This window comes from Exiguobacterium sp. KKBO11, from assembly GCF_001644945.1.
GTDB classification, from domain to species: Bacteria; Bacillota; Bacilli; order Exiguobacteriales; family Exiguobacteriaceae; genus Exiguobacterium_A; species Exiguobacterium_A abrahamii.
The window spans coordinates 445,038-460,161 of sequence record NZ_LUCU01000011.1 but is presented as its reverse complement, the minus strand read 5'-3'; the positions used below and the strand labels follow the sequence as shown (position 1 = coordinate 460,161).

General features: G+C 50.1%; 15 protein-coding genes and 1 riboswitch. All 15 genes read right to left on the bottom strand.

The genetic code is table 11. The features are described from left to right. Positions 1 to 113 precede the first annotated feature (113 nt). Positions 114 to 1,364 (bottom strand): MDR family MFS transporter, encoded by a 1,251-nt coding sequence (locus tag AYO36_RS02530; protein WP_064299453.1) that lies wholly within the window; start codon positions 1,362 to 1,364, stop codon positions 114 to 116. Between the two features lie 79 nt (positions 1,365 to 1,443). Continuing rightward, positions 1,444 to 2,277, bottom strand: coding sequence for a MetQ/NlpA family ABC transporter substrate-binding protein (locus tag AYO36_RS02525; protein ID WP_050678660.1), 834 nt, complete (start codon positions 2,275 to 2,277; stop codon positions 1,444 to 1,446). 32 nt (positions 2,278 to 2,309) lie between these two features. Next, positions 2,310 to 2,975, bottom strand: coding sequence for a methionine ABC transporter permease (locus AYO36_RS02520; protein WP_064299452.1), 666 nt, complete (start codon positions 2,973 to 2,975; stop codon positions 2,310 to 2,312). Next, positions 2,972 to 3,994 (bottom strand): methionine ABC transporter ATP-binding protein, encoded by a 1,023-nt coding sequence (locus AYO36_RS02515; protein WP_023469162.1) that lies wholly within the window; start codon positions 3,992 to 3,994, stop codon positions 2,972 to 2,974. The genes AYO36_RS02520 and AYO36_RS02515 overlap by 4 nt, the downstream gene beginning before the upstream one ends. A 78-nt stretch (positions 3,995 to 4,072) precedes the next feature. Beyond that, positions 4,073 to 4,177, bottom strand: a riboswitch (SAM riboswitch). A 57-nt stretch (positions 4,178 to 4,234) separates the two neighbouring features. Continuing rightward, positions 4,235 to 5,401, bottom strand: a complete 1,167-nt coding sequence (locus tag AYO36_RS02510; RefSeq protein ID WP_023469163.1) for a bifunctional cystathionine gamma-lyase/homocysteine desulfhydrase — start codon at positions 5,399 to 5,401, stop codon at positions 4,235 to 4,237. Then, positions 5,394 to 6,317, bottom strand: a complete 924-nt coding sequence (locus tag AYO36_RS02505; protein WP_064299451.1) for a PLP-dependent cysteine synthase family protein — start codon at positions 6,315 to 6,317, stop codon at positions 5,394 to 5,396. Before AYO36_RS02505 ends, AYO36_RS02510 begins: the two co-directional genes overlap by 8 nt. Continuing rightward, the gene (locus AYO36_RS02500) at positions 6,314 to 6,778 is read right to left on the bottom strand and encodes an S-ribosylhomocysteine lyase (protein ID WP_023469165.1); all 465 of its coding nucleotides are present in this window, start codon (positions 6,776 to 6,778) and stop codon (positions 6,314 to 6,316) included. The genes AYO36_RS02505 and AYO36_RS02500 overlap by 4 nt, the downstream gene beginning before the upstream one ends. A gap of 3 nt (positions 6,779 to 6,781) precedes the next feature. Then, the gene (locus AYO36_RS02495) at positions 6,782 to 7,420 is read right to left on the bottom strand and encodes a class I SAM-dependent methyltransferase (protein WP_064299450.1); all 639 of its coding nucleotides are present in this window, start codon (positions 7,418 to 7,420) and stop codon (positions 6,782 to 6,784) included. A gap of 539 nt (positions 7,421 to 7,959) precedes the next feature. Then, positions 7,960 to 8,241 (bottom strand): thioredoxin family protein, encoded by a 282-nt coding sequence (locus AYO36_RS02490; protein ID WP_023469167.1) that lies wholly within the window; start codon positions 8,239 to 8,241, stop codon positions 7,960 to 7,962. A gap of 98 nt (positions 8,242 to 8,339) precedes the next feature. After that, complete coding sequence (gene gcvH / locus AYO36_RS02485; RefSeq protein ID WP_029342437.1) at positions 8,340 to 8,723, bottom strand: glycine cleavage system protein GcvH; 384 nt, start codon at positions 8,721 to 8,723, stop codon at positions 8,340 to 8,342. A gap of 64 nt (positions 8,724 to 8,787) precedes the next feature. Then, positions 8,788 to 9,150 (bottom strand): arsenate reductase family protein, encoded by a 363-nt coding sequence (locus AYO36_RS02480; RefSeq protein ID WP_023469169.1) that lies wholly within the window; start codon positions 9,148 to 9,150, stop codon positions 8,788 to 8,790. Between the two features lie 34 nt (positions 9,151 to 9,184). Further along, the gene (locus tag AYO36_RS02475; RefSeq protein WP_064299449.1) at positions 9,185 to 9,637 is read right to left on the bottom strand and encodes a DinB family protein; all 453 of its coding nucleotides are present in this window, start codon (positions 9,635 to 9,637) and stop codon (positions 9,185 to 9,187) included. Between the two features lie 75 nt (positions 9,638 to 9,712). Further along, entirely contained in the window at positions 9,713 to 11,497 is a 1,785-nt protein-coding gene (locus AYO36_RS02470; RefSeq protein ID WP_023469171.1) for an acyl-CoA dehydrogenase family protein, read from the bottom strand. Next, positions 11,494 to 12,684, bottom strand: a complete 1,191-nt coding sequence (locus tag AYO36_RS02465) for an acetyl-CoA C-acetyltransferase (RefSeq protein ID WP_064299448.1) — start codon at positions 12,682 to 12,684, stop codon at positions 11,494 to 11,496. Before AYO36_RS02465 ends, AYO36_RS02470 begins: the two co-directional genes overlap by 4 nt. A gap of 17 nt (positions 12,685 to 12,701) precedes the next feature. After that, positions 12,702 to 15,119: a 3-hydroxyacyl-CoA dehydrogenase/enoyl-CoA hydratase family protein gene (locus AYO36_RS02460; protein ID WP_064299447.1), complete on the bottom strand. Its 2,418-nt coding sequence runs from the start codon at positions 15,117 to 15,119 to the stop codon at positions 12,702 to 12,704. Between the last annotated feature and the right edge of the window lie 5 nt (positions 15,120 to 15,124).

The following is a 15,124-nucleotide window of genomic DNA, read 5'->3' as shown; positions in this document are numbered from 1 at the left end:
TCATTTCGTGACTGACGATTCAGAACACGAGCGTTACTAATTTAGTATCATTCTAATCTTAAAGAAACATCGCGTATTATTCAAGCGTCATCGCTCGCTGATTTTTCTCAAAATCATGCGTTTTGTTGAGAATCATTCGAAAGTTTCACCGGTTCCTCCAGTTCATCGATCGTCGAAGCCCGATGAATCCGTTGTGACAGTAAGAGCAGTGGTATTCCGAATAATGTCAAGCCCGCTAATATCCCGAAAATCGGTAACGGACGGTCCGCTCCATATAAACTTAACAAATGTCCTCCGGCGATCGGACCGATTGATTGTCCGATCGACGTCAAGCCCATCGCCCCGAAGTAACTGCCCCGTAATTCTGGCTTCGCGAACCGATCGGTTAAGATATCAGTCATCGTGAACATCATGACTTCCCCGCACGTGAAGATGAACATCGCGACGATCATCAACCAGATCGCGTTCGCATTTCCCATGATGAACAATCCGATCGCAACAGTCGCAATCCCGGTCGTGATCGAGACGAGTGGTGACGTCTTGACACCAAACTTCATGATTGGATACTGGACGATCAAGACGGTGATTGCATTGATCGTGATTAAGATCGCATAGAGTGTCTTCCCGCCTTCAAGGAGTGACGTTTCCGTCAAGAACTGTGGCAAGGTCGAGTTGAACTGGCTGTAGCCAAAGACCCCGAAGATGATGCCGGCAAGTGCCAGCGTAAAGGCGATATCCGTCCGCAACAGACGAACCGTTGCTCCGAATGACACCTTTTTCCCACCATGCGTCTCGGTGATTGGATAGCGTTTGAATAAGATACCGATCATCACCCCGTACACGATATAGACGAACGCCGTGATGTAAAACGTCGCGGACGTGTTCCCTGCACTCAGCAGCAAGGCGATTCCCGGTCCGATCGCTGCTGCGATGTTGATCATCGCGTAACGGATATTGAAGACGAACAATCGGTTCGCTTCGTCCGTCGTATCACTGATCAGGGCACGGGCGGACGGTTCAAAAATCGAGCGACAGACCCCGTTCAAGGCACTGAGCGTAAAGAATGCCCAGAATGTCTCGACTTGTGCCAGCGCGATGAAGACGACCGCGAACCCAATCGTTCCGGCAAGCATCATCGTCCGCCGTCCATAACGGTCTGACAAAGTACCACCGATGAAGCTCATGACGAGACTGGCGATCGCCGAAATACTGAGCACCCAGCCGACATCGACCGGATCAAACTTCAGGACGGTCGTCATGTAGATGGCGAAGAACGGCATCGTGATGAACGTTCCGAGACGCGAGAAAAACGTCCCGAACAAGACCCCGAGTGTCAACGGATGCAGTTGACGTATGCGTTGCATATGATTCCCCCTAACCCCTGTTTCAGACAAATGAAAAGCATCCTTCCATTATATAGGAAGGATGCCGGTTTCGGTGAACTTATTTGCTGACTGGAACGACCGCACCTTTGTACTTGTCGAGGATCCAATCTTGGTTTTTCTTCTCGTGCAGAACGTCAAGAAGTGCTGTGACACGCTTGTCTTTCTCATCGCCGTCACGTGTGACGATGATGTTGACGTATGGTGAAGACTCATCTTCTGAAGCGATCGCGTCTTTCAGTGGGTTCAGACCGTTATCGATCGCATAGTTCGTGTTGATGAGGACAGCGTCGCCTTCATTGTTTTTATAAGCTTGCGGAAGAAGTGATGCTTCGATGTTCGTCTTGAACTTGAGTTTCTTCGGGTTCTCTGCGATATCACCGAGTTGTGCATCTGTTGTTTTACCGTCTTTAAGCTTGATCAATCCTTCATTTTGAAGGAACGTCAAGACACGACCGCGTTCCGCGACGTTTGAGCTCGTCAGGATCGTTGCACCGTTTGGTAACTTATCGAGTGATTTGTATTTCTTCGAATAAATACCGAGTGGTTCAACGTGGACGCCACCTGCGTTCGCGAACTTATATGATTTGTTTTCTTTCTCTTGTTGCTCAAGATACGGTACGTGCTGGAAGTAGTTCGCATCGATTTCTTTTGAAGCGAGTGCTTTGTTCGGAAGTACGTAATCTTGGAACTTCTTGATTTCAAGCTTGTAACCTTTTGCTTCGTATTCTTTTTTAACGTGCTCAAGAATCTCAGCGTGCGGTACGTTTGATGCACCAACGACGAGTGTTTTGTCGTCGCTACCTGATCCTGATGATTTTTCGCCACATGCAGCAAGGCTGATTGCTAAGACGGATACAGCAGCAGTACCTACGAATTTTTTCCAAACTTTCATGAATGATTCCTCCAATATGAATAAAATTTGAATTAACGTTTATCGATCGCACGGATCAGCAAATCACCAATGATTTGGATGACGAAGACGATCGCTAAGATTAAGAGTGTCGCAATGACGATGACATCGTTTTGAGAACGCTGGAATCCTTCGATGAAGGCCATGTCCCCAAGTCCACCTCCGCCGACTACTCCGGCCATTGCCGTATAACCGACAAGTGAGACGAGTGTGACCGTGATACCAGAAACGATGGCAGGCAACGCTTCCGGGATTAAGACTTTATAGATGATTTGGAACTTCGTCGCCCCCATCGATTCAGCTGCCTCGATGACACCTTTATCGACTTCACGTAACGCGAGTTCAACCATCCGACCGTAAAATGGTGCAGCACCGAAAATCAGTGCCGGTAATGCTGCCGTTGGTCCGAGGAACGAACCGACGATCGCTGTCGTAAATGGAATCAATAAGATCAGTAAGATGATGAACGGAATCGAACGGAAGACGTTGACGATCAAGCTCAACACTGAATAGAACGCCCGATTCTTGAACAATAACTCTTCGTTTGTCGCATACAATAGTAAACCAATGATCAAACCGAGAACGAATGTCGAAACCCCAGCGATTGCCGTCATATAGACGGTACTGCCTGTCGCTTCCCACACCATGTCCCAATCTAGGTTGTCAAAGAATGAAATCATCGGTGATCCACCTCCACTTCAACATCACTGGCTTGAAGCTTCGTGATGACCGCTTGTGTTGCTTCTGTTTCCCCGATCAACTGAATGAACAGTGTACCGAGTGCCCCTTCCTGCGATTGACCGACGTTTCCGCCGATGATATTGAACAGGACCGGTGAATCCTTCATGACTTCCGCGAGGATCGGGCTTTCCGCTGTCGATCCGACGAACGTCAACTGAACGATTTTTCCGGTTGGGTACCGTTCGCGTAGTTTCGCGAACGTTAACTCGTTCTCTGACGGTGACGTCAATTGTTTGACGAATTCCTTCGTCATCGCTTGCTTCGGATGACGGAAGACTTCTGCGACCGGTCCTTGCTCGACGATTTTACCGGCTTCCATGACGGCGACCCGGTGACAGATTTTTTGAATGACGTGCATCTCGTGTGTGATCAAGACGATCGTTAGTTTCAGTTTTTCATTGATGTCGACGAGTAACTCAAGGATTGAGTCCGTCGTCTTCGGATCGAGTGCACTTGTTGCCTCGTCACATAAGAGAACGTCCGGGTTCGATGCCAGTGCCCGAGCGATACCGACACGTTGTTTTTGACCACCGGATAATTGTGACGGATAAGCTTTTTCGCGTCCGTCCAAACCAACGAGTTGGATCAGTTCCGCTACCCGTTCCTTGCGATGTGCTTTCGGGAAGCCACCTAGCTCGAGTGGGAACATGATGTTCTCTTCAACCGTCCGTGACCATAGTAAGTTGAAGTGTTGGAAGACCATCGAGACATTCTTGCGGACGCCTCGTAATTCTTTTGGTTTCAGTGATGTCATTTCAACACCATCGATTTGGATCGAACCACTCGTTGGTGCTTCGAGCATATTCAGTAATCGGATCAGAGTCGATTTCCCTGCTCCGGAATAACCGATTATTCCAAAAATTTCACCGCGCTCGATTGTCAGATCGACATTCGCGACGGCTTCGACCGCTCCGCGCTTTGAGCGATAAATCTTTCCTACGTCTTGTAAACGAATCACAACTGTCCCTCCTAAAATAAAAAAAGTGCGCGCGTTTTAGAGCAAACGCGCGCACTTTTCAGTACACAAAACCATTTGCTCTCATCTCCCAGACTTTTGTCTGCTGGAATTAGCACCACTTCGGATTAGATCCGCGGTTGCCGGGTTTCATCGGGCCAGTCCCTCCACCACTCTCGATAAGAGTTTCGGTATTAAGTTTGTAGAATATATTCTGAATATTAGCAGGGGTTATTTTTGTTGTCAAACAGTTTTTTCAGAAACTTTTTCGAGGAACGTGAAAGCACGTGTTAAGTCTTCTTTCAAATCTTCCGCGTCTTCAAGTCCAACTGAAATCCGGACGAGACCGTCTGTGATGCCGAGTTCTGCCCGACGCTCTGCTGGGATCGACGCGTGCGTCATCCGTGCCGGCACCGAAATCAGACTCTCGACGGCACCAAGACTTTCAGCAAGTGTGAAGAAGTGTGTCGCCTCGACGAGTTTTTCTGCGTTCGCTGCTGAACCGACATCAAAGCTGATCATCCCACCAAATCCAGTCGCTTGTTTCGCTTGGATGTCGTGACCAGGATGCGATGCAAGTCCTGGGTAGAAAATGTTCGAGACGATGTCTTGCGCTTGTAGGAACGCAACGAGATCATGTGCTGTCTCTTCGATCGCATCCATTCGGATACCGAGTGTACGAAGACCACGGACGAGCAAGAAGCTGTCTTGCGGTCCAAGCACGCCGCCTGTCGAGTTTTGGATGAAGTGCAGCTCTTCGCCGAGCGCATCATCTTTGACGACGACAAGTCCAGCGACGACGTCCGAATGTCCGCCGATGTATTTCGTCGCACTGTGCAAGACGATGTCTGCACCAAGTGCGAGTGGTTGTTGATGATAAGGTGTCGCGAACGTGTTGTCGACGACAAGTTTAAGATCGTGACGTTTGGCGATCGTTGCGATTGCTTCAATGTCCGTTACTTTCAACAACGGGTTCGTCGGTGTTTCGACGTAGACGATCTTCGTGTTGTCTTGGATCGCTGCTTCCGTTGCCGCAAGGTCCGTCGTATCGACGAATGTCACTTGGATATTGAACTTCGGTAAGACGCGTTGCATCAAGCGGAACGTACCACCGTAGACGTCATCTGTCATGACGATGTGGTCGCCAGACTCAAGCAAGTGGAAGACGGCATGGATTGCTGCCATCCCAGAACCGAAGGCAAAACCACGTGCGCCACCTTCGAGATCCGCAATCAATCGTTCGATGCTCGTCCGTGTCGGGTTCGCTGTCCGTGAGTATTCGTATCCGTCCTTGAGTTGACCGATTTTATCCTGCTTGTATGTGCTTGTTTGATAGATCGGAGGTGTGACGGCTCCTGTTGCCCGGTCGACACCTGTTCCTCCATGAATCAATGCTGTCTTCTTACGCATGAGTTTCGTCCACCTTTTCAAAGATTTGTTGGCTTAAGTAGCGTTCGGCACTGTCTGCGAAGACGGTGACGATCGTACTGCCGGGGTGACGCTTTGCGATATCGAGCGCAGCAACGAGCGCTGCACCTGCTGAACTACCGACGAGTAATCCTTCGCGAGCAGCGAGTGTATGAACCGCGTCAAATGCATCGCGGTCAGAAATCGTATGAATCTCGTCGACGAGTTCACGCGGAACGAGACTTGGCCATTTTGCTGTTCCAATGCCTTCTGTCTTATGCGGACCGGCTGGACCACCATTTAAGACGGAGCCTTCCGGTTCGACGATCGCTGCTTTTGTACCGAGACGTTGTTTTAAGAAGTCCGCTGTTCCGGCGAACGTACCACCTGAACCACAACCGGCAACGAACCAGTCGATGTGCGACAAGTCCGCAATCAGCTCAGGACCGAGTGTCCGCTGATACGTGACTGGATTCTCTTCGTTTTCGAATTGTAACGGAACGTAACTGTTCGGAATTTCCTGACCGAGTTCTTTAGCCCGGTCGATAGCCCCTTGCATATCGAGTTCAGTCGGCGTGTTGACGACGGTTGCGCCGAGTGCCCGCATCAACGTCTGTTTTTCTTGACTGAATTTTTCCGGAACGACACAGATGACTTGAAGATCATATTTTTTAGCGGCGAGCGCCAAGCCGATGCCGGTATTCCCGGCTGTCGGCTCGATGATCGTACCGCCTGGTGTCACATGTCCGTTTTCGATTGCTGCATCAACGAGTTGAATGCCAAGGCGGTCTTTGACGCTGCCCCCAGGGTTCATCCATTCGAGCTTCGCCAAAATGCGCGTACCAGCAGGCAAATCGAATGAAGTGATCTCGTAGAGTGGTGTGTTTCCGACGAGGTCGCGGACGTTGTTCGCGATCATCCGAAGACGATGTCCCATTCATCACGACCGGCAAGCATTTTCTCGGCATAGTGCTTCGCTCCTTTGAGGTCATGTGCGCTCGCAAATCCACATTGGACTTCGTTTTGCGCTGGAATCTCTTCTGCTGCGAGGACGTCTTTCAACGTCTTCTCAACGAGTTCGCTCATTTTTTCGACCGAGTCGAAGTTCATCATCGCCATGTAGAAACCTGTTTGGCATCCCATCGGTGAGACATCGATGACATCATCCGAGTAGTTACGGATGTTTTCAGCAAGTAAGTGCTCGAGTGTGTGCATCGCACGCATCGGCATTTGCTCAACGTTTGGTTGTGTGAAACGGATATCGTATTTGACGACTTGGTCGACTTTACCTTCTTTATAACCCGCGACGCGGATATAAGGTGCTTTGACTTTCGTGTGATCCAGGTTAAAGCTTTCGACGTTCATTTTTTGAAGTGCCATGATTTATTCCCCCATTTTCTCGGCTTCTACGAGCCAGACGAAGTGATTGTATTGTATAAATTTAACAGTGAATCCCCGTGATGTAAACAATTCTTCCATGACTGGAATCAACGGGTAGAACTCGCGTTCGAGATCTTCCGCTAACGCGTCGAACCCTTGAGCACGTGCTTCACGAATCGTTTGCAGGCGTGCCTCTTCTGAGACGAACATCGTATCCGCGTAGACGATTTTTCCGTCTGCCGGTAAATGTGATGCCATCAGATCGATTGCTTCTCCCTTTTCCTCATCTGTTAGATGATGAAACGCATACGTAGAAACAAAACTGCGTGCTTCCTTCGCCTCGAACGAGAGGAAGTGACCATCCTGTACATCAAGCGACGGAATCTTTTCCGTCAGGATTGCCCGCATCTCCGGACTTGGTTCAACGGCGAGTACGGCGTCGTGACGTGCCAGAAGACGTTGTGTCAGGTTCCCTGTGCCTGCTCCGAATTCAATGACCGGCGACTGCGCTTTATCCGCTACTGTATCCAAAATCTCATCGTATCGACGAAAAACCTCTTTATACTCCGGATCGTGTCCGGTTACTGTCTCGTCATACGTTGATGCCCATTCTGTGAAAACATCCATAAAACGTACTGTCATGCCTTGTCGTCCTCCATCTCACCAGTTAATTCCGAGTAATCGGATATGAATTAAAGTAATTTTCCTTATTCGCATTGTAGCAAGGAGATTCTATCCTGGCAAGCGACCGGCTCGAAAAACTTCCAGAAAACAAAAAAAAGGCGTTGCCGGCGAACCGACAACACGAATAATGTGGTTAGAAATGCTACGAAGGAAAACCCAGCTCCATTCGGAATTGTTCGCTCTTCCGCGTGGAGGACGGCGCCTGTTCGACATGATCGCCAGCTTACGTTCACTTCCTGATCGGTCCTTTCGATCCACCACCCGTTCATTGCACCGCTTCGTCTTTGGGGGACGACTTAAGGGGAAACAATACACCGGCTTAGGATGGGAGAAAGGGTTCAGGACTTGAATCGTATTGAACGATCATCTCTGCTAGACTTCCTATAATGCATTTCTAGAAGTTGTTATGAATATACCATTCATATTTCTGCGTTGTCAACGGATTATTGTAAATATTCCGACAATTTAACAAAAAGAAAAATCCAATCGGACTTTTCTTACCGTTCTTGACAGAAAGCAAAGACGTTTTGAACGGACTGGAAGGCATAAAGTCGCTCTACGACTTGATTTTCTTCAATTCGCAACAACGCAGGAACACTCATGACACGGGCTTCTTCTAAGAAATCCGGAATGAAATTCCCGTTCGCCTTCTGAATCGATTGACCTGATTCCGTCGCTTCAACGATATCGAGCATACGTTCCGCAATGGCGCATGTCCCGCACATCGGTGCATAGACATACAATAGCCCGTTTTCCGGGACGGTCGTGACCTCTTGCATGACGGTCGCTCCTTTCTTCGTGGTATCTGTCGTCAGTATACAAAAAAAAGAGAGCGGACGAAACGCAAGCGCCTCGTTCACTCTCTTTTCGTTAAGTATTACTCGTTGATCATCGATTTGTACGCCGCAGCGTCCATCAATGCCTCGACTTGTGAAGCATCTTCGATTTCGATGTCAACCATCCAAGCGCCTTCGAATGGTGACTCGTTGACGAGTTCTGGGGAATCCGAAAGGTTTTCGTTGATGGCAACGACTTTACCAGAGATCGGTGCGTATAACTCCGAGACTGTCTTGACCGACTCGACTGAACCGAATGGCTCGTTTGCTGAGATCGTATCTCCGACTTCAGGCAATTCGACGAAGACGATATCCCCGAGTTCGTGTTGCGCGAAATCCGTGATTCCGATGCGCGCCTTGTTTCCTGATACTTCGACCCATTCATGTTCTTCCGAATAGCGTAAGTTGTCTTTTACTTGACTCATTTCCGATTCCCCCTGTGGACTAATTTGGACTAACGTGTTCAGTATACCAAAATCGACTCTGAACTTAATACCATTTTCCTTGATACATTTCTTCCTTGAAGCCGATCGTGACGTCTTTTCCGTCTGTAACGATCGGACGCTTCAATAACATGCCGTCACTTGCGAGCAACTTGTATTGCTCGTCTTCCGATAGCTCTGGAAGTTTGTCCTTGATCCCTTGCGAACGGTATGATTGACCGCTCGTGTTGAAGAATTTCTTCAACGGCTCTCCACTCTTTTGATGAAGTTCCTGGATCGTCGTTGCAGATGGTGTCTCCTCGACGATGTGTTTGTAATCCACTTCGACACCGTGCTGTTCGAGTGCTTTTTTTGCTTTGACGCACGTACTACATTTCGGATAGCCGTACATCGTGACTGTTTTTGTCATGTTCCTCACCTCACCTTCAAGAGTAGCAGATGGATCACTTCTGCTTCAAGCGTGCGAGCGCCCCGTCAATCTGATCTTGATGATGGGCGTCATGGGCAACGAACGATTCGACGAAGCCTTGCGGTCGAAAATCCTCATAGGTTGCTTCAAATTGCTCGTCAGACAGACGATCGAGGTGATTGACGATATCACGCCGGACACTGATCGCTTTCTTCAACAAAGCAAGCGGATCGATATGATGCGCATATTCGACCGCCAGTCGATTGAACTGATCAAAATCCGTCTCGACGAGCGTCAACGGTTCATCCGGTAACTTCGAGATGGCATGATCGTAATAAAACCGGTCCCATAAATACAGATGACTGACGCACTCAAGGACGGTCCACTTATTAAGCGCAAGCGGCAGATCCCATTCTTCCGGCGACAAACGTTCAAGGGATTGATAGTAGGCAATCGCAAATTGCAGTTCAACCAATTCTTGGCGCATCTCGTTTTCCTCCTCCAACCAAAAACTTCGCCTTTACAGAGATTTTCCCTGCAAAGGCGAAGCGGTAAACCTGACTTAGACCGTATATTTGTTTGACTCGATGAGACGTTTTGCGATGTCGCGTTTCGTACCGATGACGTTGATTGGCTGGTAACGGCTGAATTTTTTCAGCGCCGAGAGCAACATCCGGAGTTCGTCGCCGCTTGCTGCCGCGTAGAGTGTCTCTTTCGCGTCACGCTCGACAGCTTCGAACGCTTGTTGTGCGAAAACTTCCGTGTAACGGACTTTCAGTTCGCTCTTCTCGATTCCTTTGTCGGCAATCGCTTTGTCCGTCCGGACGATTGCTGACTCCAGCGCATAGATCGCACTCATGATGTCGGCTGTATTCGCTAAAATCTCTTGCTCGCCTTGAAGTTTGTCCTGGTATTTCTGGACCGCTGTTCCGGCAGTCAACAAGAAAATCTTCTTCATCATCGCGAGTAAGTGGCGTTCGCGATCAAGTGGTGCTGTTCCGATTTCTGTCGGCATGAAGCTCATCACTTCTTGTTGCAGACGCTGTGCTTCCGCAAGCAACGGCAACTCGCCTTTCATCGCTTTCTTCAGCAACGTTCCTGGAACGAGAAGACGGTTGATCTCGTTCGTTCCTTCGAAGATCCGGTTGATCCGTGAATCACGGTACATGTTCTCGACTTCATATTCTGCCATGAAGCCGTAACCACCGTGAATTTGAACCGCTTCATCGATGACGTAATCAAATGTTTCCGAAGCGAAGACTTTGTTCATCGAGCACTCGATTGCGTACTCCGCGATTGCATCGGCGATTTTCTTACCGTCCTTGCTCTCTTCTTCTGACAACTGATCAAGACTATCCTGGAACAGACCACCCGTCCGGTAGACCGAACTTTCCATCGCATACGTCTGTGCTGCCATCGTTGCGAGTTTTTCTTGAATCAATGGGAACGAGCTGATTGGTGTCTTGAACTGTTTCCGTTCGTTCGAGTACTGGACTGCGAGATCGATCGCCCGTTTTGACGAACCGACAGCACCGACAGCTAATTTATAACGACCGACGTTCAAGATGTTGAAGGCGATGACGTGACCGCGTCCGATCTCACCAAGGACGTTATCGACTGGTACTTCTGCATCTTGTAAGATCAACGTCCGTGTCGATGATCCTTTGATTCCCATCTTCTGTTCCTCGACGCCTGTCGAGACGCCTGGATACGATCCTTCGACGAGGAAGGCTGTGAACTTGTCACCGTCGATTTTTGCGTAGACGACGAACAAGCTTGCGAAACCAGCGTTCGTGATCCATTGTTTTTCACCATTCAAGATGTAGTGCGTACCAGCTTCGTTCAAGACAGCCGTCGTTTTGGCACCAAGAGCATCCGAACCAGAGCCTGGTTCCGTTAACGCGTACGAAGCGATCCACTCCCCTGAAGCGAGCTTCGGCAAGTATTTATGCTTTTGCTCTTCGTTACCAAAGAAGACGATTGGCAACGAACCAATTCCGACGTGTGCGCCGTAGCTGAGGGCGAATGAACGACCCCGTGCGAATTTTTCCGTAATGATTGAAGACGAGATCTTATCCATCTGATAGCCGCCGTATGCTTCCGGAACGTCTGCGCCGAGTAGACCAAGCTCGCCTGCTTCGCGGAGGAGACCGACCGACAGTTCGAACTCGTGTTTTTCGATTCGATCAAGGACTGGAACGACACGATCTTCGACGAACTTCGCTGTCATGTCACCGACCATTTTGTGTTCTTCCGAGAAATCCTCTGGTGTGAAGAGACGTTCTGGTGCTAACTCATCTAATACAAAACTGCCACCTTTGATTAATTCGTTTGTCGTTTGGCTCATTGTCCTGTTCCTCCTTCAACTAGTTCGAATACACCTGCTGCGCCCATTCCGCCACCGATACACATCGAGACGACACCATACTGGACATTCCGGCGTTTCATTTCATGCAAGAGCGTCAATGTGAGTTTCGTTCCTGTACAACCGAGTGGGTGACCGAGGGCGATCGCTCCACCGTTGACGTTGACGATGTCTTCGTTTAATCCAAGCTCGCGGATGACACCGAGCGACTGCGAAGCGAACGCTTCGTTCAACTCGATCAAACCAACGTCCTCAAGCGTGATGCCTGCGAGGTCCAGTGCCTTTGGAATCGCGACGACTGGTCCGATTCCCATCACTTCCGGACGAACACCACCGACCGCAAACGACTTGAACTTGCCGAGAATCGGTAAGCCTTGGCGTTCTGCTTCTTCTCGTTCCATGACGAGGACGGCAGCCGCACCGTCTGACGTCTGCGAAGAATTCCCTGCTGTGACGCTACCGCCGAGGCGGAACGCTGGGCGAAGTTTTGCGAGACCTTCCGGTGACGAATCCGGTCGAACACCTTCATCGTGCTCGACGACGAACGTCTTCTCCTCGATTTTCAGTTCATCGTTGACGAGTTGTTCCGTCACCGTTACCGGAACGATCTCGTCAGCAAACTTACCAGCTGCGATGGCTGCAGCTGCTTTTTGGTGACTCTTCAACGCAAACGCATCTTGATCTTCCCGTGAGACATTGTAGGTCGCAGCGACTTGCTCCGCTGTATGCCCCATGCTCATGTAGTATTCCGGTGCCGTGTCGACGATCGACGGATTAGGTCGGACGACGTGACCCGGCATCGGGACTTGGCTCATCGATTCAAGTCCACCAGCGACGACCGCAGTTGCTTGCCCCGTCATGATCTTCATTGCCGCGTCAGCGATCGATTGTAATCCACTTGAGCAATACCGGTTGATCGTGATCGCCGGTACTTCATGGGATAATCCACCGAGGACTGAAGCATAGCGAGCGATGTTCATCCCCTGCTCTGCTTCCGGTAAGGCACATCCGAGAATGACGTCATCGACCGCTCCCGTGTAGCCGGACCGTTTCAACGTTTCCTGGATGGCGATGCCTGCTAATTCATCCGAGCGCATCGATTTGAATGCGCCCTTTTTTGCTTTTCCGACCGGTGTCCGTGCACCGGCGACGATTACTGCTTCCTTCATCCGAATCCCCCCAGTCCTCAGTTACGAAGCGGCTTGCCTTTGACGAGCATGTGCTGCATCCGTTGTTGTGTCTTCATCTCACCGATCAGGCTCAAGAATGCTTCCCGTTCGATGTCGAGCATATATTGTTCATCGACGTGGCTACCGAAGGCGACGTTTCCACCGGCGATGACGTGTGCGAGTTTACTAGCGATTTTCAAATCGTGTTCCGAGATATAGCCGCCGTAGAACATTTCGCGTGTCGCGAGTTCAAGCGTCGCTTTCCCAGCACGACCGACGACTGGAATCTTCGCTTTCGCTGGTGCCGTGTAGCCGGTCCGGTCGAGTTCAAGGACGAGTTGTTTCGCATCATACGTCAAGTGATCTCGGTTCATCGAGATCTGATCAACGGAGCGGACATATCCGAGTTCGCGTGCTTCAAAGGCTGATTTTGAGACTTTTGCCATCGCGACGTTTTCGAACGTTTTTTGTGCTGCTTTCTCGATATTAACGAGTCCGTCTGGTGTGTTTTCTAACAGTCGACGGTACGTATTGACGTTTCCGCCGCCTCCTGGAATTAGACCGACACCGACTTCGACGAGACCCATGTACGTTTCAAGACCAGCTTGCAGGCGAGCTGCCGGAAGCGAGATTTCTGTACCGCCACCAAGCGTCATCCCTTGTGGAGCAGCGACGATCGGACGCGATGCGTAACGAATCTTTTGAATCGATTGTTGGAACTTGTTGATGATCCAGTCGAGTTCGAACCAGTTCTCATCTTCCGCTTCCATCAGCATCATCGCTAGGTTCGCACCGACACAGAAGTTCTTGCCATCGTTCGCGATGACGAGACCACGGTGGTTTTTCTCAACGAGATCGACCGACTGTTCGATCATCTGCATGATGTCGACACCGATCGCATTGCTCTTCGAAGTGAACTCGAGGACTGCGACATCGTCACCGATATCAAGCAAGCGTGCCCCATTGTTCTCAAGGAGAACACCGTTTGACTTCCGGACGTCGCGGAGGCGGATTTCCTTCGGATTGACCGTTGCTCCGACGTAGTCTTTCGTTGCAACGTCATAATGACGACCGGACGCATCATAGAAGCTCGTTTTTCCTGCTTCGAGCATCTCATCGACCCATGCCGGTACTGCGTAACCATCTTGTTTCATCTTCGCGACCGTTTTCTCGACGCCAAGTGCGTCCCATGTCTCGAACGGTCCCATCTTCCAGCCGAAGCCCCATTTCATTGCTTCGTCGATTGCTTTGATGTCGTCTGCGATTTCTCCCGTCAGCTGAGCCGAGTAGAGCAATGTTTTCGCGTGGATCGGCCAGAGTAAGGCACCGACACGATCTTGTGCGAAGACGACGGCTTTCAGTTTGTTTTTTGCGCCCGGAAGTGCTTTAGCTTGTCCGATCGACGGTTCAGTAAGCGCTTTCTTTTCAACGTACTCGAATGTCTCGAGATCAAGTTCAAGGATCTGTTTTCCGACTTTCTTATAGAACCCTTGACCCGTCTTCGCACCAAGCGCTCCTTGTTCGACAAGGCGACGCATCTCAGCCGGGACCGCGAACGTCTCCTTCTCTTCGCCTTCTGGCAACAAGTCATAGACGTTGTTCGCAACATGGACGAACGTGTCGATGCCGACGACGTCGAGTGTCCGGAACGTCGCTGACCCTGGGCGACCAAGGAGTGGACCTGTGACCGAATCGACCTCCCCGATCGAATATCCACCTTTTTTCATCTCATCCATCGTCACGAGGAGACCGTATGTCCCGATCCGGTTGCCGATGAAGTTCGGTGTATCCTTCGCGATGACGACACCTTTCCCGAGTCGTTCTTCTGCGAATTGTTTCATGAAGTCAACGACACGTGGATCCGTGTCTGATGTCGGAATCAACTCGAGTAACTTCAGATAACGTGGTGGATTAAAGAAGTGTGTCCCGAGGAAACGACGGTTGAACGATTCCGAGCGTCCTTCGCGAATCGCTTCAATTGAAATGCCTGATGTGTTCGAGCTGACGATCGCGTCTTCCCGAATGAACGGTTCGATCGTTTTAAACAATTGTTGTTTGACATCGAGTCGTTCGACAACGACTTCGACGATCCAGTCCGCTTCTTTCAGACGCTCTAAGTCGTCTTCTAAGTTTCCGACCTCGATGAAGTCGATCAATTTCTTCGATGCGAGTGGTGCTGGATTTTGTTTCAAGAGTTTTTCGCGGTTATCGCGCGCGATGCGGGAACGGACGCGCGGATCACTCAGCGTCAAGCCCTGCTTCTCTTCTTGTGCCGTAAGTTCTTTTGGTACGATATCAAGCATCAATGTCCGTATGCCAGCATTCGCAAGATGTGCCGCGATGCCTGCACCCATCACCCCTGAACCGATGATGACGGCGAATTGGATGTGTTTCGTCAACTGGATTGTGGTCGGCTGACCGATTTGACTCGCCATGATAT